Here is a 22625-nt window from a genome sequence, read left to right as displayed (position 1 = left end):
GCCGTAAACCCCTCCCTGGGGGCTTCACTGCCGCATCCCTGCGGCAGAGACCCGGCTTATCTGCTCCGCAACACCGCCTTCTGGCTGCGGAGTGGGCTGCGTGTGCTCTGGCAGTGGCTAAGGTCAAAACCTGCTCCGATTACGACAGCCTTATCTGCCGAATATTTTGTAGGCCCGAGCCGGACGTGGGGAGGTTTCTTTGCAGCGACTGTATAGCCTGAGGCCAGGCGGGGACCGTTGGCAGAGCGGACCGTCGAGCGCAGGGATGCGCGAGCCGAGCCCACACGGGCGTGCTTGCGGCGTGTCCGCGTGACGACGGTCCCCGCAGGGCTTTGCACCTTATCACCGCAACGGCAGCAAACATCCCAGATGCCAGGCAGGTCAAAATCCGCTCCGGTAGCAGGGCTGTGTTGTTTGCAGGCAGATCAAAACCTGCTTCGGTGACAGGACTGTGTTGTTTGCAGGCAGGTCAAAACCTGCTTCGGTGACAGGGCTATGTTGCGGGTCAGAACGCCGGGCCGCCGTAAACCCCTCCCTGGGGGCTTCACTGCCGCATCCCTGCGGCAGAGACCCGGCTTTTCTGCTCCGCAACACCGCCTTCTGGCCGCTGAGTGGCCTGCGGGTTCTCTGGCAGTGGCTAAAGTCAAAACCTGATCCGATCACAACGGCCTTATCTGCCGAAAGTTTTGTAGGCCCGAGCCGGACGTGGGGAGGTTTCTTTGCAGCGACAACATTGCCAGCGGCCAGGCGGGGACCGTTGGCTTAGCGGACCGTCGAGCGCAGGGATGCGCGAGCCGAGCCCACACGGATGTGCCTGCGGCGTGTCCGCGTGACAACGGTCCCCGCAGGGCTTTGCACCGCATCACCGCAACAACAGCAAACATCCCTGATGCCAGGCTGGGCATGGCGAGATTTTTAACAGCGACGACGTAGCCAGAGGCCAGGCGGGGACCGTTGGCTTAGCGGACCGTCGAGCGCAGGGATGCGCGAGCCGAGCCCACACGGACGTGCTTGCGGCGTGTCCGCGTGACAACGGTCCCCGCAGGGCTTTGCACCGTATCACCGCAACAACAGCAAACATCCCTGATGCCAGGCTGGGCTTTGCCCCGTATCACCGCAACGACAGCAAACGTCCCTGATGCCACCAGCGCGCAAATCTTCGGCGGCAAAGGCTATGCACTATGTTGGTGCCATTATCGAGTCAAAAAAAATTCTCTTCTCTGCGACAAATAGCGAACTGCACAGACATTAATTTAAAGTCAGGTTTTCTTTGCACCATAAATGTGAGGAGGATCATTATAAATGATTTTTTCGCACTTATTTTGTGCGCTGAATCAAAAGTTATTATAAGTAAACACTATGAGAGCCATCACTTTAATAAATTAAAGGTAATAAATATAAAATCCCGCAAAAAACCACTCAATTAAAATTATTTAATCATTAAAATACAACAAGTTATTATAAATCACACAGAATGAACCTCAATAAAGCCCGTCTCGCTTATCGCCTCAACGGTCAAAAAAAATACGTTGCAATTGTAATTTTTAAAATGATAAAAGATTCTCAGTTGATAATTTCTTTTCACTTTGAGGGCAACAGAAATGTCACTGGAAAACGCTGAAATTCGTATTTCTCAAACCTGGCAACGCCCGGATAAAAAATGGCTGGCCGCCTTTGCTGATTTCCCTGTCGCTAACATCGGCGATGCGATGGAGCGGCTAAATATGTGTGACGCCGGCATCGTTCCGCTGTGTGAAGGCATGCATTTTGTCGGCTTTGCGCTGCCGGTGCTGGTCACGCCCGGCGATAACGCCGCGGTGATTAAAGCACTGGATGTTATCCAGCCGGGCGACGTCGTGATGATCAACGGTCAGGGTCACACCGACCGGGCGCTGGTAGGTGAGCAGCTGACGCAGCGTTTCCAGCATGCAGGCGCAGCCGCTCAGGTCATTGACGGCGCGGTACGCGATCGCAAAGTCATTGCCGCCACCGGCCTTCCTACCTACAGCCGCGCCATTACGCCCGCCGGTCCGTTTAAAAATGGGCCGGGCGTCATCGGTGAACCCGTGGCGCTCGGTGGCGTGGTCTGCGCCGCCGGGGACATTGTGGTTGGCGACGATGACGGAATCATCATTATCCCGCTCTGGCGCGCCGAAGCGGTGCTGCTGGCCGTGAAGGAGGTCGCGAGACGTGAAGCAGAAATGACGGCAGAAGTGACCCGTCAATACCAATAACAACACCACCACGACCGGCTTTCGACAGCAGGCCCGGCCGCTTTTCAACACGTACACAGGGCAAAACGATGAATAAATCACATGCAGTACCCATGCGTTACGCGTTGCCACGGAATGGAGTGACGAAAAATAACGTCGTACGCCGCGCCTCGCTCGCCGGCGGCGTTGGATCTTTTGTGGAATGGTACGATTACGGCATTTACGGGTTACTGGTCAGCTCGCTGGTGCTGGTGTTCTCCGCCAGCGATAAAAGCATGACCGATGCGGGGCTGATGCTGACCTATCTTGGGTTCACGGTCAGTTTTGTGGTCAGGCCCTTTGGCGGGCTAATTTGTGGCTACCTTGGCGATCGTCTGGGCCGTCAGAAGCTGCTGGCTATTCTGCTGCTGATGATCTCGCTGGCGACCGCTGCCATTGGGCTGCTGCCTGGCTACCAGACCATTGGCTGGGCCGCGCCCGCGCTGTTAATTCTGCTGCGTATCGTGCAGGGCTTTTCTGCCGGTGGCGAAGTGTCCGGTGCCGGATCCTTTGTGGCGGAATACGCCGAGGATCACCGACGGGCAGTGGTGATGTCGCCGCTGGTGATGGGATCTTTTATTGCACTGCTGTTCGGCAGCCTGCTGATCGTTAGCATGATCAATATTTTCGGTATAGCGGCGGTAAACAGCTGGATGTGGCGCGTGCCTTTCCTTCTGGCGATCCCGATGGCGATGATCGGCGTCTATATCCGCACCCGCATTCAGGACACGCCCCACTTCCAGATGGTGAAAGCCAGCCAGCGCGTGAAGCGCAACCCGATCCGTGAAGTCCTGACCTCAAAGCGCCACCTGAAAGCGATTGGGCTGGCCATCACCCTGCCCGCCGTTAACGGGCCAGGATACTACATCCTGTTTGTCTATATGCCGACCTACCTGAACAAGGTGATGCATTTTCAGCAGGTACAGAGTCTTATGGTTACCGCCTGCGGCTTGCTGACCATCATCGCCGCTATTCCCATGATGGCCTGGCTCTCGGATCGCCTCGGGCGTCGTCCGCTGCTGATTGCCTCGGCCATCGCCATGGCGGTGCTGGCCTGGCCGTGCTTCTGGCTGCTGACGCTGGGTATGATGCCGCTGGCCTGTATGGCGGCCATCCTGCTGGCGCTGGCCTTCGCCGGTCATGCGGGCGTCATTCAGGCCACGCTGGCGGAGATGTTCCCAACCAACGTGCGCTACAGCGCCTATAGCATTGGCTTCAATCTCTCCACCGTGATTTTCGGTGGCTCGGCGCCGCTGCTGATGACGTGGCTGATTGGCCTGACCGGCATCGCCAGCATTCCGAGCTATATGGTGATATTTACCGCTGCCCTGACTCTGATCAGCGCGATATACCTGAAAGAAACGGCCGGCAAACCGCTTACCGATGAATAACGGCTGCACGCTGCGGCATCCACTCTGCACTCTGAGGTCATTATGAAAAATGCGTCCCCCTGGCGTATCGGGTTTGATATCGGCGGCACCTTTACCGATCTGGTGCTGATCAATGACAGTAACGGCGAAACGATCCGGCATAAAACGTTGACCACGCCTGAGGATCCCTCTGAAGGCGCCTATACCGGGCTAACGCAGCTGATAGCGCTTGCCGGACTGAAAGCCAGTGATATTCATACCCTCACGCACGGCACCACGCTGGCGATCAACGCGCTGCTTGAACGGCGCGGCGCCAAAACGGCCCTGGTGGTCACCCGCGGCTTCCGCGACGTGCTGGTGCTCGGACGCGAATATCGCTACGACATCTACGATCTGAACGGCGCTCCCGCTCAGCCCCTGCTGCCCCGTTCGCAGGCGTATGAAATTACCGAACGTGTGACCGCGCGGGGCGAGGTCATCGCCGCCGTTGATCCGGCAGAGGTGGCGGCGCTGGCGGCCACGCTGCGCGAAGAAGCCTATGAGGCAGTGGCCATACTCTGTATGCACGCTTATGCCTGGCCCGAACATGAAAATCAGCTGGAATCGCTGCTCAGCCGCGCGCTGCCCGGCGTCTCAATTTCGGTGTCACATAAAGTCTCCCGCGAGATCCGCGAATACGATCGCGGCGTACTCACCGCGATGAACGCCTTCGTGCAGCCGAAAGCCCGCCGCTATATGGCGAACCTGGAGAACAAGCTGCGCGAAGGGGGCTTCACCTGTGAGTGGCTGGTGATGGGCTCGAACGGCGGTCTGATGGCCCCGCAGGTGGCGGCAGATTACCCAACCCGCATCATTGAATCGGGGCCGGCGGGCGGTATCGTCGCCAGCGCGGCCTTTGCCCGTCGTAATCAGATCAAACAGCTGCTGGCATTTGATATGGGCGGCACCACCGCCAAAGCCTGCGTGGTTAACGGCGGGGAACCCTCGATTACTACCGACTATGAGGTGGGCCGCGCCGACCGTCTGCTTAAGGGAAGCGGCCTGCCGGTCAAATTACCGGTGGTGGATATGATTGAAATCGGCGCGGGCGGCGGCAGCATTGCCCGCGTGGACTCGCTGGGTCTGCTGGAGATCGGCCCGGAAAGCGCCAGCGCCTGGCCCGGCCCGGCCTGCTATGGGCGCGGCGGCGAGCACCCAACGGTCACCGACGCCAATCTGGTGCTGGGGCTGCTGGACCCGGACGCCTTCCTCGGTGGCCGGATGTGCCTTGACGTGTCGGCGGCGCGCCAGGCGATGCGTCGGATCGCGGAGCCGCTGGGCCTGAGCATTGAAGATGCGGCCTGGGGCATTCATGAAGTGGCGAACAGCAAAATGTCTGAGGCGCTGCGCACCCATTCAGTTGAGAAAAATGTTAACCCTTCACAAATGACCATGCTGGCCTTTGGTGGCGCAGGCCCCAGCCACGCCTGGTCACTGGCAAAACATCTGGGCATAAAGCGCGTCTGTTTCCCTAATGGCGCGGGTGTCTACTCCGCGTTTGGTTTACTGACTGCCCCACCGAGCGCGGATTTTGTTCGCAGCGATCGCTGCCCTTTACAGCAGGATGTGGATATCGCCCGTATCCGGGCCGTATTTGCCGAAGGGTTTGACGAGGCCTTCAGCACGCTGGCCGCGGCCAATGTTGATCCGGCCAGCGCCAGCCAGCAGCGACTGGCCGGGGTACGCTATATCGGCCAGGGTTCGGAACTGACCGTGCCCCTGCCCGCGGGCTTTCTGGAGAACGGCGACGTTCAGGCGCTGACCGAAGCCTTTGAAACCGCGCACTTCGCCCGTTTTGGCCGTACCCTGCCCGGTCAGGGGGTGGAGGTAGTGAACTGGCGTGGCCGCGTCCAGATGACCCCGCCCGCGCTGAACACCTCCGATCGACTGCATCACGCGGAACCCGAAGCGCAGGAGAAGAGGCTACAGGTTTACTCCGGTCGCGAGGAGGGGTTCAGCCCCTGCCGCGTGATCCCGCGCAGCCTGCTGGTCGCGGGTGAGGCCATCTCCGGCCCGGCGCTGCTCCAGGAAAAAGAGTGTGCGATTTATGTTGGTCCCGGCGCGACGGCTTCGCTGGATGAGCAAGGTAATATTTTGATGGAGCTGAACTGATGACCTCTGCAACCCCTGATAATTTACAGTTTCTCGACGATCCTATCGGCTTACGCATCACCTGGGACCGGCTGGTGAGCATTTCGGAAGAGGCGGCGGCCACCCTGGTCAATATGGCCTTCTCCAGCATCATTCGCGAAGTGGGCGATTACTCCTGCCTGCTGATGGATGAAAGCGGCAGCTCTCTGGCTCAGCCGAAAACCAGCGTCCCGGTGTTTATTGGCACCCTGCCTGCCACCGTACGGCATCTGCTGGCCAAATTCCCTGCCGACACCCTTAAGCCGGGGGACAGCCTGATCACCAACGATCCCTGGCTGGGCACGGGTCACCTTAATGATGTCACCGTAGTCACCCCGGTGTTTCGCGCGGGCAAGCTGGTCGCCTTTACCGGGTCGGCTGCGCATATGTCGGATATCGGCGGCTCGCTGAATATGGGCTCATCGCGGGATATGTTCGAGGAAGGCTTTCTGATCCCGCCCAGCAAACTGATGCACGAGGGAGAAGTAAACCAGCAGCTGCTCGATCTCTTTCTGGCTAACGTTCGCTCCCCCGATCGGGTAGAGGGCGATCTGCATGCCATGCTGGCCGCCAACCAGGTGGGTGCTAACGGACTGCTGGGGTTGATGGACGATCTGAATATCACCTCGGTTACGCCGCTGGCACAGAAGATTCATGCGCTGACCGAACAGGCCATGCGCAGGGCGATTGAGGCCGTGCCGGATGGTCGCTATGAAGCGGCGGTCGATATCGGTGATTATGAAGGAGACATTCACCTTAACGTGGCCGTTATCGTTAATGGCAGCGAGATCGTGATTGATTATGCCGGATCCTCGGCGGAATCCCCCTTTGGCAGCAACTGCCCCATGTCGTTCACCTATGCCTACAGCGTCTATCCGCTGAAGTGCCTGCTTGAGCCAAATCTGCCAAATAACGAGGGCTGCTTTAAATCTATTACCGTGACCGCACCGGAAGGCTCCATTGCCAACGCCCGTCCGCCCTGCGCGGTTGAAATGCGTAACCGCGTGGGGCATATGGCTCATGCCGCCATCTTCTCTGCCCTTGCCGATATTATGCCTGACCGCGTCATGGGCCACTCCGGCAGCGCGCCGGTCACCTGCGACGTGTTTGCCGGGCAGTTTGACGACGGGCAGCGCTTCGTTGAAAGCCTGTGTGTGAATGGCGGAACCGGCGCGCGTCCGGCGGCGGATGGCATCGTGACCGGGTTCCCCGGCAATATGTCCTCAACGCCGGTGGAGCTGATCGAGTCCGCCACCCCGCTGCTGTTTCTGGAGAAAGCGATTGTGCCCGATTCCGGCGGTGCGGGTCGCTACCGGGGCGGCGTGGCGCAGCGCATGGTTATCCGCAACACCAGCCGCTATCCGGTATCGCACAGCATGTTTTATTCACGGCAGCGGCATCCCGCTGAGGGCGTGCTTGGCGCGGCACCCGGCGCCCCTAACTATGTGGCGATCGGCGGCGAGCCGCTGGACAAACCGGTCGGACGTCATGATATCCCCGCAGGCGAAGAGGTGACCATCCAGATGCCGGGCGGCGGCGGAAAAATGCCGGTGGCCGAACGCTGCCACAGCGCCATCCTCTGGGATCTCCAGGAGGGCTACATTACCGACGAAGGTGCACGACGGGATTACGGCGTGGACAGCAACGACTTAAAAAGGGGTTAACGAGTATGCAATCACTGACGGACAAAGTTGTGATTATCACCGGTGCCGGTAGTGGCATCGGTAAGGCGGCAGCAGCGGCCTTTGCGGCGCGCGGCGCGCGCGTGGTACTGGTGGGACGCCGACAGGCGGTGCTGGATGAGGTGGTGGCCGAACTGAGCGAGGGTTTGCATAACGGGCAGAACGACCTAAACAGTCATAATAGTCATAATGTTAAGAGTGATTTCAATACCAATAACGCCCCTCCGGGCCAGCTGTGGGCCTTCGCGGCGGATATTGCCCGCAGGTCCGACGTTGACGCGCTGATTGGCTGGGCGATCGGCGAGTTTGGCCGGGTCGATATTCTGGTTAACAACGCCGGCAGCGCCAGCAGGACGCTTAACGCCAGATGGATCGAAGAGGAGGAGTGGGACCAGGTACAGGAGGTCAATCTGAAAGCGGTTTTTCTGCTGACCCAGGCGGTCCTTCCCGCCATGCTCAGTCAACAGAACGGCACCATAATTACCGTCTCCTCACTGGCCGCGTTAAGACCCAATCTGCTGGGCGGCGCAGCCTACGGTGCGGCCAAGGCTGGCGTGCGAAATTTTATGACCTATCTGCATAACACGTTCCGCAACGAGGGGATCCGCTCAACCTCAATTCTGCCCGGCGAGGTGAATACGCCGATTATGGATAACCGCGCCAATCCGCCCGACGCGCACATTCGCGAAAATATGGTTCAGCCAGAGGATGTCGCCGAAGCCATCCTGCTTTGCGCCAGCCTCCCGTCACGCACGGTCATTGAAGAACTGATTGTTGCACCGACCTACCAGCGGGATATTTCCGGCGATCTCGAGGTGAGCCGCTGGAAAAATGCTCCCCCTTCGTGCCAGGCAGAGCGCGAAAAGGCCCGCTGAACCCGACATTACGCAGAGGTAAAAACCATGTCCGTTCCTGATTTTAAAGCCGCTGAGGCGGTACTTCGCATTGAACGTAGCTCGCTACGCGTCCAGCAGCCGGCCTCAACCGGCGATATGATCTCGCTGGCAATGGGCGAACCCGATTTTGCAACGCCGCCGCGCATCGTGCAGGCAGCGGTAGATGCCCTGAACGACGGCTATACGCACTATGCTCCCCTGCTGGGTGATAAGGCGCTCTGCCAGGCGCTGGCAGAAGAGGTCGCGACGCAGAGCGGTAATCCGGTGGGCGACGGCGAGATTCTGGTCACTCACGGCGGTACCGCCGGGCTGGCCGCGGCAATACTCTCCATGGTTAATCCCGGCGACCGGGTGGTGATCCCCGATCCGACCTACTCCCTGTATGCGGATTTGGTCAATATGGCGGGTGGCATATGCGTGCCCATGCCGTGCCGGGCCGATCTACACTGGGATCTGACGCGTCTGGGCCAGGTGCTGGAGGGGGCAAAGCTGTTTATCTTCTGTAACCCAGGCAATCCGACTGGGATCGTACACCGTCGCGATGAAATTGAGGCGCTGGCTAAATGGGCGGCCTTTCACGATACGCGGGTGATTGCCGATGAAGCCTACAGCGATCTCGTCTTTACCGACCGCCCTTTTACCTCGGTGCTCCAGGTGCCGGAATTTAGAGGCCGAACGATCTATTGCCAGACGTTTTCAAAAAGTTATGCCATGACCGGTTGGCGAGTCGGCTACCTCGCGGGGCCCACCGCGATGATCAAAGCCGCCGCACGCGTGCATAATACCGTAAACGGCTCGGTAAACAGTGCCGTTCAGCGCGCCGCGCTGGTTGCTATCCGGGAGTGTAAAGATGACGTCAAACGTATGTATGATATATACCGCGAACGCCGCCAGCTGATGATGACCGGCTTGAGGGCCATCCCGGAACTGGCGCTAAACGAGCCGGAAGGCGCATTTTACTGTTTTCCTTCTTACTCGCTGCCGATACCCGCTATTGATATGGTGGCATTACTGCGTGAACAGGGCATTGCCGTCAGGCCAGGCAGTGAATTTGGCGCCGCAGGCGAAGGCTATTTGCGGCTCTCCTATGCCGCCAGCAGTGAGGCGATCAGCGAAGGTGTCCGCCGTTTGAAACGGGGGCTGGCTGGCCTTAAGTAAGGGATGATTAACAAGGATCGATAATGACGGGAAAAATGATGCGCAGCGATACAGAACGAAATCGTAAAAACCTGATTCAGGCGGCGGCCAGGCTCTTTGAACGCTCTGAAAATCCGATAAGCATGACGGAAATTGCCGCCGAGGCGGGCGTTTCCGTCGCAACCGCCTATCGTCAGTTTACCTCTGTTGAAGAAGTGCTAAACACCTACCGTCATGATGTGGGTTTGCTGCTGCTGGAATTCAGCCGCAGACAAACCTGTGCAGGGCTGGAGAAGCTGGAAAACGTCAGCCGCTACTGGATAAAACTGGTACGGGAACGCGGTGCCGCAATGGTGCCGATGCGTAACCGTCGGGGCTATCTCGAGCGGCTGTGGGAAGGGGCTGAATATCTGCTGGTGCAGGCCGATGCCGTGCGCCCTGCACTCAGGGAAGCCATGGGGGAAATGGACCTTCCCGATATTGGCGATAAAGCGGTTTTTCTGTGGAATATCCTCTTTGATCCGCGTGAGATTTTTGATTTGCTTGATACCGTTGGCCTGACGGAGAAGCAGGTCGGTACCCAGCTTATGTCGGTGCTGGTCGGCGGCCTGCGCGGCTTCGCTACCGCAAATGAATTCTCACTCGCCGCCTGTCGGGCTAAATAGTGCGGCTTTAAAAAAATTTCCCTGGTGTGGCTAAAAAGTTTTGCTTGTAACGATCATATGTCGTTATTTTAGTTAGGGTAATTACTGGTTCTGTTTTGTGGCACCTTATGATTCAGTTAAGCATCAGTCATGTTACCTGGTCAACAATAAAGTGTTCAAAAAGCATGGTAAAATGACCACAAACATACTAAGTTATTGTATTTAGATGATTTTATTTACACATCAAAAATGAGATGCACGTATCCCCTTAAATTTTAACGTGGAAAACCCTTTTTGCATCCTGTAGTGTCGTGCTACAGCGTTTACAAAACAGCATTTCCGCAACTGATGAAAACTTCAGCACTAAAAAGAAAATCTAATATTATCAGTAATATCGAATATATGATGAGAAAGCGTGGTGAGAATAAATCCTCACTGGCGCTACGCGCTGGCGTAACGCGCACCACGCTTTATCGAATTCTCGACGGCAAAATCAATCGGGTGCAGCCCTCGACCGTGACCCGTATTGCGGATTTTTTTGGCGTCGCCTGCGATGTTATTGAGCACTGCTCCATAGAGGAGCTGGACAGAATTGATAATCTGCTGTCCATCGACGGTAATAAGAATCCCGCCGCAATTCCCCTTATTCCGCAGTCAGACCTGCTAGCGTGCATGGAGACCCGGGTGGGTCAGCTGATCATGCGCTATCCCGTCACCTGGGCTTTTTCAGAGGGTCCCAATCTGATTGGGATGAGGGTGGAAACGTCGATCGGTAACACCTTCTTTCCCGGTGACACGCTGATCATCAAACGGTATTCCCTGCCTGATAATCATCAGCCCTCGCTGGTCTACTCTGCCGGAAAGGGATTTCACCTCAGTGCGTTATCGGATTCCGTCAGCTGTATTCCCCGAGAAGAAAGTCGATTAATTGGCACCGTGATCGAAGAGCGCATCGCGTAAAAAGGAAGCTATTTTGTCAGATAACCAAATATATAAACTGCTGGGGTTCAGCCGCTCTTTAGAAGCGGTTCGGGCAAATATTATGATACTTTCCACCGGAAAAAGAGTGAGCGTTCCGCTGGGCGAGCTGGAAACCAGCGAGATTTCAGAGGATCTCAACCGCAATGAACTCAGGGAAGTTTATCGACGGATGTATGGCGGAGAAAACACCGTCACCGCCTACGATATGAAGGACCGGCGTGAACGTTCATGGTTTGCATATATGATTATCGCCCTCTCGCTTAGCGTAATTTATATTTTCTGCACGGTCACCGGCGTAAAACCCGTCAATATTCCCTGGCTGCATATGATTGTGCCACCTGCCGTTTTCCTTTACCCGCTCACTTTTATTCTGGTAGATATCCTCAATGAATTTTACGGCCTGCGGCTGGCGCGGAGAGCGATTATATTTTCCTTTATCGCCAATATATTATTTGTGCTGGGCCTGATGGTCACTGCCGCGCTGCCGGGCCTGCAGGAGTGGCGGCTGGGCGCGGCATGGAGTGAAATCGTTGACAGTATCGCTGCCGTACTGATTGCCTCTTCCGTGGCCTATATCGTCTCTGAAAACGTCAACTCCTGGCTATTATGCAAAATAAAAGCCCTGATGCATTCGCGCTATCTGTTTGTTCGCGTCATCGCCAGCTCAACGGTTGCCGCCGCGCTTGATAGCATTATATTTTGCACGCTGGCCTTCTATAATACCCTGAGCGCCGACGTCATTAAGTCGATTATCATCTCGCAGTTCCTGATTAAAATGGTCTATGCCATCGTAGGAACCGGTCCTATTTATGGTACCCGCGCCCTGTTCAGGAAATATATCAGCCTGTAGACCCGCTTACGCTCAGCGGGCTGATAAAGCAGCCTGTCAGCACGGTGGTTCACCCAGTTGCCATGACGCGCCTTCGTACGGATACCCCGTGGGTACCCGTCCTTTGCCGTTGTAGCTTTGGATCCACCCCGGATAGCTGGCTGCGGGCTGGCTGGCCTTATCCAGTAAGGCCAGATCGTCTTCGCTGAGCGTCACATCCAGTGCACAGAGGTTATCGGCTAGCTGATCCGGACGTTTGACGCCGGTTATCACGCTGGTGACGGCGGGCTGCGCCAGTAACCATGCCAACGCAATCTGTGCAACGCTGACCTGATGCCGCTCAGCGATAATTTTCAGCTGGTCGATAATGACCAGTGCCTTGTCTTCATCCACCGGTGGAAACTGGATCTGCGCGCGTCTGGCACCCGGATCCGACGTGCCGCTGCGGTCGAATTTCCCGGAAAGCAGGCCACCCGCCAGCGGACTCCAGCACAGCAGACCTACGTTTGAATCGGCCACGGCAGGGATCAGCTCACGCTCAATATCACGGCCCGCCAGCGAGTACCATGACTGGACAGAGGCAAAGCGTGCATAGCCCCTACGCTCAGCGATCCCCGCGGCTTTCATCAACTGCCAGGCAGCAAAATTAGAGCAGCCAATGTAGCGCACCTTGCCCTGACTGACGGCATCGTCGAGGGTGCGGAGTACCTCTTCCAGTGGCGTATAAGGGTCGAAATTGTGCAGCTGGTAGAGATCGATATGATCGGTTTTGAGTCGTCGAAGGCTGTTTTCCAGCGCATTCATCAGGTGGATACGCGACTGCCCGACCTGATTCGGGCCCGGTCCGATGCGGGCATGCATTTTGGTGGCCAGCACCACGTCGTGGCGGCGAAGCTTCAGCGCCTGTCCCAGTTGTTCCTCTGACGCCCCTCCCCCGTAGACATCGGCGGTATCAATAAGGTTTATGCCCGCATCAAGAGCGCTGCCAACAATGACCTCCGTCTCCTTTTGTGTAAGACGACCCATTGCGGTGGTTACGGCATTTTCGGCACCGCCAAACGTCATGGTGCCCAGACAAAGGCGTGAAACAAAAACGCCCGTGGTTCCCAACTGTGCATATTTCATCGTATCAGCCTTTTCCGCCAGAGAATAAAACCAGAGTGACACGCCTGCACTTAACAAACTATAATCAATTCACCGCTTTTCTTATGTCATCGTTCAGGTTTGACCATGGATCCGCTATCCGACGTTCTTGCGCTGCTTAAGGTTCAAAGTGCACTTTCAGCCCGTTTCGAAGGCTGCGGCAGGTGGGCAATGTCCTTCCCCTCCCGACAGCAGATGAAGTTTGGCTGCGCGCTGGAAGGCGGTTTCTGGCTCTGGATCGAGGGGCAAAAATCGCCGGTGGAGATTGCAACCGGTGACTTCTACCTGTTAACCGGCGAGATGACCTACTATACCGCGACCGATCCCCACTGTACCCCGCTTGATGGGCGCCGCATTTTTGCATCCTGCCGTGATGCTGATGGCGTGGTGCGCTACGGCAATGGCGATAATCGGGTGGTGGTGACCGGGGGGAAATTCACCTTTGACGATCGCACCAGTGATATTCTGCTTAAGCAGCTGCCTCCGCTGATTCATCTCCCGGCAAACCGCCTGCGCACTGGCGCGCTCACCGCCGTTATGAGCCTGCTCGCCAGCGAAACGCAGTCAGCCCAGCCGGGCGCGGCCATCTCTGCGTCGAGTATTGCAACCCTCGTACTGGTCAAGCTCCTGCGTGCTTATCTGGCCTCCTCTGACGACGCAGCGGGCTGGCTTAGCGCCATTCGCGACCGCCGTATCGCTGCCGCCCTTTCGCAGATGCACGCAGATTTAGCCAAAAGCTGGAAAGTGGAAGAGCTGGCCCAGCATGTCGGCATGTCGCGCACCGCTTTCAGTCAGCGTTTTAAAACGCTGGTCGGGCTGCCGCCGCTGGACTATCTGATCCGCTGGCGCATGGCCGTTGCACGCCATGAACTGATCCATAGCGAGCAGGCTCTCTTAACTATTGCCGAAAAAGTGGGCTATGGCTCAGACACAGCGTTCAGCTCGGCGTTCAGACGCATCACCGGGCAAAGTCCCGGACGCTACCGCACACTGAACCGCCAGGGTCGCTAAATGCCGCTGGCACAGCGGCGTGATTATCACTGGCTGCCCCCATCATGAAGCGCTAAGCTTTACCGCTTCATTTCCCAGGACCACCGCTATGATCAACACCCGTACCCTCAGCACCCTTATTCTGGTGATTGCCGTCGCCGTCGCGCTTTACGTTAATTTCAGACCCCATAAGCAGGACCCGCACTACTACGCCGCCGCCTGCGTGGTGATCAATGATATTGGCGTGCCGCCAGGGCCTGATGCCTTTAAAGAGAAGCTCAATGAGGTGATCGCGAATGAAAATTCCTCTTACGCGGTGAATAAGGTGGAGTTTGATGTGGCCTCCGCCAACGACGCCATTGCCCACTATCAGAAAATGAGTGCCGCTCAGAAGCATGAAATGCAGCAGGGCGTCGATCGCTGCCTGAAAGTTTTTATGCCCGGCGAAGCTAAAAAGTAACGCGGTATTCCTCTGCGCCCTGGCTGAGCCAGGTGCGCATAAAATTCCGTTCTGAGCCGGAAAACGGCTGAATTTTCTACTTTTCGCGACATTCCCATCGATACCCACCGCGCGATTTCTGCATAATAATAATCCGTACTCAGGTTGAACACTTTTCATCACGGAGCCCGCTATGATCGCTGCCACATACAAAATTGCCGTTATTCCCGGAGACGGTATTGGTAAAGAAGTGATGCCGGAGGGCGTCAGGGTGATGGACGCCGCTGCGGCGCAGTTTGGTATCACCTTTGAATGGACGTGGTTCGACTTCGCCAGCGCAGACTATTACCAGCAGCACGGCAAAATGCTGCCCGATGACTGGTTTGCCACCCTAAAATCCTTTGATGCTATCTACTTTGGCGCGGTTGGCTGGCCGGCGATCGTACCGGATCACGTCTCCCTGTGGGGATCGCTGCTACAGTTTCGCCGCCAGTTCGATCAGTACGTCAACCTGCGCCCGGTCCGCCTGCTGGCCGGGGTAAAAGCGCCGCTGGCGAACCGTGCGCCAGGTGAGATCGATTTCTACGTGGTGCGCGAAAATACCGAGGGAGAGTATTCCAGCGTCGGCGGCATAATGTTCCCCGGCACCGAGCGCGAGATTGTGATTCAGGAAACCGTGATGACCCGCACCGGGACCGACCGCATCCTGAAATTTGCCTTCGAGCTGGCGCAAAAGCGCCCGGCGAAACACCTGACCTCCGCGACCAAATCCAACGGCATCGCCATTACCATGCCCTGGTGGGATGGTCGGGTGGAGGAGATGAGTAGCCACTACCCCGAGGTCAGAATGGATAAGTACCATATCGACATCCTCACGGCCCACTTCGTACTGCATCCTGATCGCTTCGACGTGGTAGTCGCCAGCAATCTGTTTGGTGACATTCTCTCTGACCTCGGTCCAGCCTGTACCGGGACGATTGGCATCGCGCCGTCGGCCAATATCAACCCGGAACGCACCTTTCCCAGCCTCTTTGAGCCCGTACACGGCTCCGCGCCGGATATTGCGGGAAAAGGGATTGCTAACCCGGTCGGGCAGATTTGGTGCGGCGCAATGATGCTGGAGCATCTGGGCCACGATGAGGCCGCCGCTGCGGTGGTGAAAGCCATTGAAAGCGTGCTGGCCAACAGCGCGTATAAAGAGGCACTGACGCCGGATATGGGCGGGACGGGGAAGACGGGAGATTTAGGTCGGGCAATAGCGGGGGCGATCAACGCCCCCGCCGATGTTACGACTATTCGCTAACGCGATAGCGGTTTAGCCAGTGAGCATAAGGCGCAGGCAGAACCCAGGAAGGCTGATCCTGCTTTAACGCCAGCGCGGCCTGGTACGGCCAGTGTGGGTTAGCCAGATGCGCCTTACCGACCATCACCAGGTCCAGCTCGCCTTTTTCGATGGTCTGATTGGCAATCGGCGGTGAATCGATCCCCCACGCCGAGGCAACCGCGATCTGCGCTTCTTCGCGCACGCGAGCGGCAATCGGTGCCAGGAAGGCCGGAGCCCATGGAATATTCGCGTCCGGCGTAGAGAAGCCAATGCTGACGCTCAGCAGGTCAAGCCCGCCCGCGCGGAATTTTTTGGTCAACGCAATCGACTCTGACAGGGTTTCTTCATCCCGACCGTCATACTCAATCACGCCGAAGCGAGCGGTGAACGGCAGATTCTCCGGCCACTGCTCACGCGCAGCCGCCATCGTTTCCAGCAGGAAGCGACCGCGCCCTTCGGCGCTTCCGCCGTAGCCATCCTGACGCTGATTGGAGTGGACCGAGAAGAAGCTCTGGGCCAGGTAACCGTGAGCAAAATGCAGCTCCAGCCACTCAAAGCCAGCCTCACGTGCGCGACGCGTGGCATCCGCAAAGTCCTGACGAACGCGGGCAATATCGTCCAGCGTCATTTCATGGGGAACCTGAGGCAGATTAGCGCCAAACGCCACCGCAGAAGGTGCCAGGGTTTCCCAGCCGCGCGCATCGCCCTGAGCGATATGGTCATCGCCTTCCCAGGGTTTGTTGGCGCTCGCTTTACGTCCGGCGTGCGCAATCTGAATGCCCGGCACCGCACCCGTGGCCTTAATTTCACGCGCGATCTGCGCCAGCTTCTCTGCCTGCTCGTCGTTCCAGATCCCCAGGCATCCGGGGGTGATCCGTCCTTCCGGCGATACGGCGGTCGCTTCGACGATCACCAGTCCTGCACCTCCACGTGCCAGGGCGTTGTAATGCACCCGATGCCACTCGTTGCTTACGCCATCAACGGCGCTGTACTGGCACATAGGGGGTACCGCAATGCGGTTGCGAAGGGTGATGTCTTTAAGTTTGAACGGGGTAAAAAGCGCAGACATAAAAGCCTCTGGATCGATGTTCGGATTGAAAAACTGCATGCACCACCGCAGCTGCGGATGTTGTCATTGCGACCAGGGTAAAGCATAGACGGGATCCGGGTTTTACCGTATGTGCCCCTGCGGCGCGAATAACATGTCTGATTTGTAACATGGATAACAAATGACACACTTTAGCGGCCGGATATGCATCTTTCAGGTCGTGATTTGTGAGGGGATCTCTATCATTAGCCCGCTTAACGATAAAGAATAATGCGACTGCCGGGTAATGAAATTCAGAGATTTTGCAGAAGAAGAAAAACTGTTTGTTCGCAGGGCATTAGTGGCTTTTGCCCTGGTTCTGGCAGGGTTTACCGCGCTGGTCGTCAATCTCTGGCACCTGCAAATCGAGCAAAATCAGTATTATCAGACCCGATCCAACCAGAACGACATCAAAATGATCCCTATTGCCCCCACTCGCGGGATCATTTTCGATCGCAACGGCATTCCGCTGGTTAAAAACGTCACCTGGTACGACATTGAGGTTCTGCCCTACAAAATCCAGAATATGCAGGCCCTGCTGGCGCAGCTTTCGCCGCTTATTAACCTCTCGCCCGATGACATCGACACCTTTACCCACGCGCTCCATGCTAATAGCCGCTACAAACCGGTGGTGCTGAAAACCGAGCTGAGCGATGAAGAGGTCGCCCGCTTCTCAGTCAATCAGTTCAAATTCACCGGCGTGACGATCAACAGTTACGAAGACCGGCAGTATCCCTACGGGCCCGATCTGGCTCACGTCGTGGGCTACGTCTCTAAGATTAACGACAATGATTATAAGCGGCTGGATAAAGCGGGCGTCGGCGAGAACTACGCGGCGGATCATAATATCGGTAAGCAGGGTATTGAAGGCTACTACGAATCCGTGCTGCATGGGAAAACCGGCTATCAGGAAGTCGAGGTGGATAACCACGGTCGGGTCATCCGCGTGCTGAAAGAAGTGCCGCCGGTAGCAGGGAAAAATATCTATCTGACGCTCGATCTGCATCTTCAACAGTATGTGGAATCCCAGCTGGTCGGGCAGCGTGCGGCCGTGCTGATTGAAAATCCCCGCGACGGCGGCGTACTGGCGATGGTTTCCAGCCCCAGTTACGATCCCAATCCCTTTGTGAAGGGCATCAGCAGTAAGGCCTACCGGGCGCTGCTGGAAAATAAAGACCTGCCGCTGATTAACCGCGTTACCCAGGGGCTTTATCCGCCCGCCTCCACCGTCAAACCCTATATGGCAATGTCGGCCCTGCTGAATCACGTGATCACGCCGCAAACCACCTTTTTTGGCGCGCCCACCTGGACGCTGCCGGGCACCGAACGGCGCTACCGCGACTGGAAAAAAACCGGTCACGGCACGCTGGATGTCACCCGCGCCATTGAGGAGTCAGCGGATACCTTCTTCTATCAGGTCGCCTTTATGATGGGCATCGATCGTATCCACACCATGCTTAGCCAGTTCGGCTACGGCAGGTCCACCGGCATCGATCTCAACGAGGAGTACAACGGCCTGCTGCCCAGCCGCGAATGGAAGCTTAAGGTTCATAAAAAGGGCTGGTATCAGGGGGATACGGTCTCCGTGGGTATTGGTCAGGGCTACTGGATAGCCACCCCGGTACAGATGGTCAAGGCGATGGCTACGCTCATTAATAATGGCCGGGCGATCCAGCCGCATCTGCTGTACGAAGAAAAGCAGGGCAGCACCGTTATCCCCTGGAAACCCACCCAGCCGCCGCAGCAGATTGGCGATGCCAAATCGCCTTACTGGAGTCTGGTGCGCCACGCGATGTTCGGCATGGCGAATGCCAGCAACGGCACCGGCTATAAATACTTCCATACGGCCCCTTATGGCATTGCGGCGAAAAGCGGCACGTCACAGGTGTTTGGGCTGAAGCAGAACCAGATCTACAACGCGAAAATGATCCCCATGCGGCTGCGTGACCATATTTTTTATACCGCTTTCGCGCCCTTTAACGATCCGAAAGTGGCGATGGCGCTGATCCTCGAAAACGGCGGCATCAACGGCGTTACCGCCGCCCCGCTGGTCAGAAATATTATGGATCACATCTTCCTGCCGCCGGACGTGGCCCCCATGCCGGTCACCGCCGACCCCATGAGCAACCAGACCGCTCACTAGAGCCCGCCGTCGCCCCCTCTCCTCCTTCTGCCGCGGCTCCCCGGCCGCGAGTGACCTGCCTTAACAGCAGGTAACTTTAATGAAAGTGCATAATAAGGTAATGTCATTATCATGTTGGGTCAGGGTTAAGCGATTACAGATATGTCTGTGCAGGACGAGAAATGACCGATGATCAGAGCCAGGCTACCGGATTACGACGCCAGTTTATCCGCAACGTTGTTTCGCCAATGGTAGCCGTCGTGCTGTTCTCCTTTATCGGCTGCGGATTTACCGCCTGGTGGGTCACCACCCTGAGCAATGCTAAAGCTCTGGAAAAGCAGAAGCAGGTCATAAATAATATATTCTCCCAACATCTGAGTGAATTTCTGCAACAGCATCGTCACCTGCTTAACTGGGAAGCGCTCCCCACGCAGCTTCATTCACCTCAATCTGCCCCGCTCTCCCTGGGAAGCTGGCTCTACAGGCTCGCCGGTGACGATGAGGTTTACCTGCTGGATGCCCGGAACCGCCCGCTGGCCGCCTGGCTGGCCGGAAAGCCCGTATCTGCCGAACGCTATCAGGAGGTGGCAGACCCGCTGGCGCCCTGGCTGGTGCAGCTGAGTACGCCCGGTGCCGGGGCAGCGCCCCCTTTCACCGGCGACGTGGTCCGTATTCGCCAGCGCGTGGCCGAAATGGCCGCCGGTGTCATACCGGCAGGTCACGGCCAGAAACTGATTTTCATCCGCTACCTGCACGACAGTTTTATCGACTTCCTTGAACATCGCGGCGTGGTCAGCCACTTTCGCTTTACTCCCCGTTCGCCCGATATGCCCAACAGCGCCGGATTTACCCTCACCTCGGCGCATAAACTGCCCGTCAGCGACGTCTCCTGGCAGCCGATGCGGCCGGGTAGCCAGATGCTGATGGTGACCGCGCCGCTGGTCAGCCTGGCCGTGCTGGCCATCACCCTGATGTGCATGTTAATGACCCGGCGGCTGTGGCACTCGCAGCAGCGGCTGGCATCCTCATTGAACAGGCTACGGGCCAGCGAATATCATGCGCATCAGCTGGCCATGCGGGACGGGCTGACCGGACTGCCAAACCGAACCGCCATTGAAGCGGAGCTGGAGAGTCGGCTGGCAGCGCTGCCTGCTGAGCGCGGGGAGTTTGCTCTGCTGCTGCTCGATCTGGATCGTTTCAAAATGATTAACGATACCTACGGCCATCAGATGGGGGACGCGCTGCTGATCAACGTCAGCCAGCGGCTCGCGAGTGTGCTGGCCCGGGAGGACGTGATTGGACGACTGGGCGGTGATGAGTTTGTCATGGTCGTTGACCTGCAGCAGGGCGATAAGAGCGTCAACCGGCTCTGCCAACAGATCATTACGCTGCTCACCGAACCCGTCACGCTCCAGGGAATTCATCTGTGGGTGGGTGCCAGTCTTGGTATTGCCCTGGCGCCGCAACACGGCAGGCACAGGCTGGAACTGATGCGCATGGCGGATATTGCCCTCTATGCCGCGAAATCTGACGGGCGCGGATGCTATCGCCTTTATGCCCCTCCGCTGGGGAAAGCCATTCAGAAGCGCCAGCTGCTGGCGGAGGAACTGCGCCTGGCACTGGACAGATCCGACGACCTGGCGCTGTGGTATCAGCCGATTATGGATAACAGCGGGCAGAAGATGCTCGGCGTGGAGGCACTGCTGCGCTGGACGCATCCCGACTGGGGCAGCATCTCCCCGGGGGATTTTATCCCGGTCGCCGAAGAGACGGGGCTGATTTTGCCTTTGGGAGACTGGGTGATTCGCGAGGCCTGCTCGATAGCGCAGCGCTGTCCGGCGCTGACGATATCGATCAATGTTTCTCCGCTACAATTTCTCTCGGCCAGCTTTTTTGCGCATCTCAGCGCCACGGTACGGCAGCACGGTATCAGCCCGCACCAGCTTGAGCTGGAGATCACGGAAAGCGTGCTGCTTGGGGAGCAACAGCCGGTGCTGGAGCTGTTACGGCGACTGCGCAGCGCGGGTTATCGTATCGCCCTGGATGATTTCGGCACCGGCTACTCCAGCCTAAACTACCTGATGCAGTTTCCCGTCGACACCCTGAAGATTGATCGCAGTTTTATTGAACTGCTGGGTATTCAGGCCCAGGCGAATGCTATTGTGGAGTCGGTGATTGCCCTCGGACATTCGCTGGGCCTGCGCATTACCGCTGAGGGCGTCGAAACGGAATCGCAGCGGCTGGCGCTGGCCGCCGCCGGGTGCGATAAGCTCCAGGGGTTTCTGCTCAGCCCGCCTCAGCCGGTAGAGAAGCTGTTCCTGATGCTGGAACAGCCGTCGCTTCTCCCTTCTCCCCGCGCGGATAGGGTATGATTCACGGCTACACGTAATTTCTGTCTCGCAATTAACAGAGCATGGGTTTCAATATGATGACTGACAACCTCGCTTCACGGCCTCTGCCCGTCTTCGACGGCCATAACGACCTGCTGCTGCGTCTGTGGCTGGAGGATATCGCCTCCGATCCCGTCGCGCAGTTTCTTGACGGCTCGCTGAGCGGCCATCTTGATTTGGCACGAATGCGTCAGGGCGGCTTTGCGGGTGGGCTGTTTGCGGTTTTCGTGCCGCCCGTGAGCTTTACGAAACAGCATCAGGCCGACCAGGGTGAACGGCAGCACGACCCGCTGGCCATTACGGATGCGCAGATAGCGCTGTTGCAGGCGATTGAAACACGCTCGAACGGGCGGGCTAAAATTTGCCGTACCGCCAGCGAGATTGAGCTCTGTATCACCCAGGGCGTGCTGGCGATGGTGCTGCATATTGAAGGGGCGGAAGCGCTGGATGGCGAGCTGAGCCAGCTTGACCGCTGGGTTGAGGCTGGCCTGCGCAGTATTGGCCCGCTGTGGAATCTGCAAAACCGGTTCGGCACCGGCGTAACCGGTGACTTCCCCGGCTCGCCCGACAGCGGAGAGGGCCTGACGGCGGAAGGCCTCAATCTGATCCGCGTCTGTAATCAGAAAAAGCTGCTGATTGACCTGTCGCATATGAATGAGAAAGCCTTCTGGCAGACCGCCAGGCACAGTACCGCCCCACTGGTCGCCACCCACTCCAACGTTCATGCCCTGTGTGCGCAGCCGCGCAACTTACTCGCCTCCCAGCTTGCGGCTATCGCCGACAGCGATGGCTTTGTCGGGGTAAACTTTGGCACCGCCTTTTTGCGCGAGGACGGCCAGCGCAACGGCGACACCCCGCTGGGGGATATCCTCCGCCACCTGGAGGGGCTGATGGCGATCCTCGGAGAAGATCGGGTGGGCTTTGGCTCCGATTTTGACGGCATCAGCGTACCGGATACCCTCGGCGATGCGGCCGGACTGCCGCGGCTGATAGCGGCGATGCGCGCTGCCGGCTACGCTGAGTCGCTGATTGAGAAAATCAGCTGGCGGAACTGGCTGGCCGTATTAAAGAAAACCTGGGAAAAATGAACCAAATGGGACATTTTACACTATCCTTAGGTAATACCCCTGCGGCTTACAGGGTTGATATCGTTTTGGCATAGGCGCACCA

Annotated in this window: 17 protein-coding genes; 15 read left to right on the top strand and 2 right to left on the bottom strand. The window is 57.5% G+C overall.

Annotated elements, in window-relative coordinates; genetic code table 11:
• Window positions 1-1601: 1601 nt before the first annotated feature.
• The 9 genes from AAGR22_RS05040 to AAGR22_RS05000 all read left to right on the top strand — a co-directional run bounded on the left by AAGR22_RS05040 (window position 1602) and on the right by AAGR22_RS05000 (window position 11981).
• Window positions 1602-2234: an RraA family protein gene (locus AAGR22_RS05040; protein ID WP_345830674.1), complete on the top strand. Its 633-nt coding sequence runs from the start codon at window positions 1602-1604 to the stop codon at window positions 2232-2234.
• 68 nt (window positions 2235-2302) lie between these two features.
• Window positions 2303-3643: an MFS transporter gene (locus tag AAGR22_RS05035; RefSeq protein WP_067706434.1), complete on the top strand. Its 1341-nt coding sequence runs from the start codon at window positions 2303-2305 to the stop codon at window positions 3641-3643.
• A 42-nt stretch (window positions 3644-3685) separates the two neighbouring features.
• Window positions 3686-5773 carry a hydantoinase/oxoprolinase family protein gene (locus tag AAGR22_RS05030; RefSeq protein ID WP_345830671.1) on the top strand — a complete coding sequence of 696 codons (2088 nt, stop codon included), beginning with the start codon at window positions 3686-3688 and terminating at the stop codon, window positions 5771-5773.
• A complete protein-coding gene (locus tag AAGR22_RS05025; RefSeq protein ID WP_067706440.1) occupies window positions 5773-7455 on the top strand; it encodes a hydantoinase B/oxoprolinase family protein in 1683 nt (560 codons plus the stop codon). The genes AAGR22_RS05030 and AAGR22_RS05025 overlap by 1 nt, the downstream gene beginning before the upstream one ends.
• A gap of 5 nt (window positions 7456-7460) precedes the next feature.
• A complete protein-coding gene (locus tag AAGR22_RS05020) occupies window positions 7461-8348 on the top strand; it encodes an SDR family oxidoreductase (RefSeq protein WP_067706442.1) in 888 nt (295 codons plus the stop codon).
• A gap of 27 nt (window positions 8349-8375) precedes the next feature.
• The gene (locus tag AAGR22_RS05015; RefSeq protein ID WP_067706445.1) at window positions 8376-9527 is read left to right on the top strand and encodes an aminotransferase class I/II-fold pyridoxal phosphate-dependent enzyme; all 1152 of its coding nucleotides are present in this window, start codon (window positions 8376-8378) and stop codon (window positions 9525-9527) included.
• A gap of 23 nt (window positions 9528-9550) precedes the next feature.
• Window positions 9551-10171 (top strand): TetR/AcrR family transcriptional regulator, encoded by a 621-nt coding sequence (locus tag AAGR22_RS05010; protein ID WP_082804167.1) that lies wholly within the window; start codon window positions 9551-9553, stop codon window positions 10169-10171.
• Between the two features lie 381 nt (window positions 10172-10552).
• Window positions 10553-11110, top strand: coding sequence for a helix-turn-helix transcriptional regulator (locus AAGR22_RS05005; protein ID WP_231877626.1), 558 nt, complete (start codon window positions 10553-10555; stop codon window positions 11108-11110).
• A 13-nt stretch (window positions 11111-11123) separates the two neighbouring features.
• The gene (locus AAGR22_RS05000; RefSeq protein WP_345830665.1) at window positions 11124-11981 is read left to right on the top strand and encodes a queuosine precursor transporter; all 858 of its coding nucleotides are present in this window, start codon (window positions 11124-11126) and stop codon (window positions 11979-11981) included.
• Window positions 11982-12017: 36 nt separating this feature from the next.
• On the opposite strand, the gene AAGR22_RS04995 is transcribed toward AAGR22_RS05000, so the two are convergent.
• Window positions 12018-13085, bottom strand: a complete 1068-nt coding sequence (locus AAGR22_RS04995; protein WP_345830663.1) for an aldo/keto reductase — start codon at window positions 13083-13085, stop codon at window positions 12018-12020.
• Between the two features lie 105 nt (window positions 13086-13190).
• Between AAGR22_RS04995 and AAGR22_RS04990 the strand changes: the two genes are divergently transcribed.
• The 3 genes from AAGR22_RS04990 (at window position 13191) to AAGR22_RS04980 (ending at window position 15835) form a co-directional block, all read left to right on the top strand.
• Entirely contained in the window at window positions 13191-14114 is a 924-nt protein-coding gene (locus tag AAGR22_RS04990) for an AraC family transcriptional regulator (protein ID WP_345830661.1), read from the top strand.
• 88 nt (window positions 14115-14202) lie between these two features.
• Window positions 14203-14553 (top strand): hypothetical protein, encoded by a 351-nt coding sequence (locus AAGR22_RS04985; protein WP_345830659.1) that lies wholly within the window; start codon window positions 14203-14205, stop codon window positions 14551-14553.
• Between the two features lie 172 nt (window positions 14554-14725).
• Window positions 14726-15835: a tartrate dehydrogenase gene (locus AAGR22_RS04980; RefSeq protein WP_345830657.1), complete on the top strand. Its 1110-nt coding sequence runs from the start codon at window positions 14726-14728 to the stop codon at window positions 15833-15835.
• Here AAGR22_RS04980 and AAGR22_RS04975 read toward each other — a convergent pair.
• Entirely contained in the window at window positions 15825-16925 is a 1101-nt protein-coding gene (locus tag AAGR22_RS04975; protein ID WP_345830655.1) for an NADH:flavin oxidoreductase/NADH oxidase, read from the bottom strand. The genes AAGR22_RS04980 and AAGR22_RS04975 overlap by 11 nt on opposite strands.
• A 265-nt stretch (window positions 16926-17190) precedes the next feature.
• On the opposite strand from AAGR22_RS04975, the gene mrdA reads away from it, so the two are divergent.
• From mrdA to AAGR22_RS04960, 3 genes are all read left to right on the top strand, one after another.
• Window positions 17191-19086: a penicillin-binding protein 2 gene (mrdA, locus tag AAGR22_RS04970; protein ID WP_345830653.1), complete on the top strand. Its 1896-nt coding sequence runs from the start codon at window positions 17191-17193 to the stop codon at window positions 19084-19086.
• Between the two features lie 161 nt (window positions 19087-19247).
• Entirely contained in the window at window positions 19248-21437 is a 2190-nt protein-coding gene (locus AAGR22_RS04965; RefSeq protein WP_345830651.1) for an EAL domain-containing protein, read from the top strand.
• Window positions 21438-21493: 56 nt separating this feature from the next.
• Window positions 21494-22543: a dipeptidase gene (locus AAGR22_RS04960; protein ID WP_345831549.1), complete on the top strand. Its 1050-nt coding sequence runs from the start codon at window positions 21494-21496 to the stop codon at window positions 22541-22543.
• Window positions 22544-22625 lie beyond the last annotated feature (82 nt).

It is taken from the genome of Erwinia sp. HDF1-3R, assembly GCF_039621855.1.
Lineage (GTDB): Bacteria > Pseudomonadota > Gammaproteobacteria > Enterobacterales > Enterobacteriaceae > Erwinia.
This window is presented reverse-complemented; position numbering and strand designations above follow the sequence as displayed.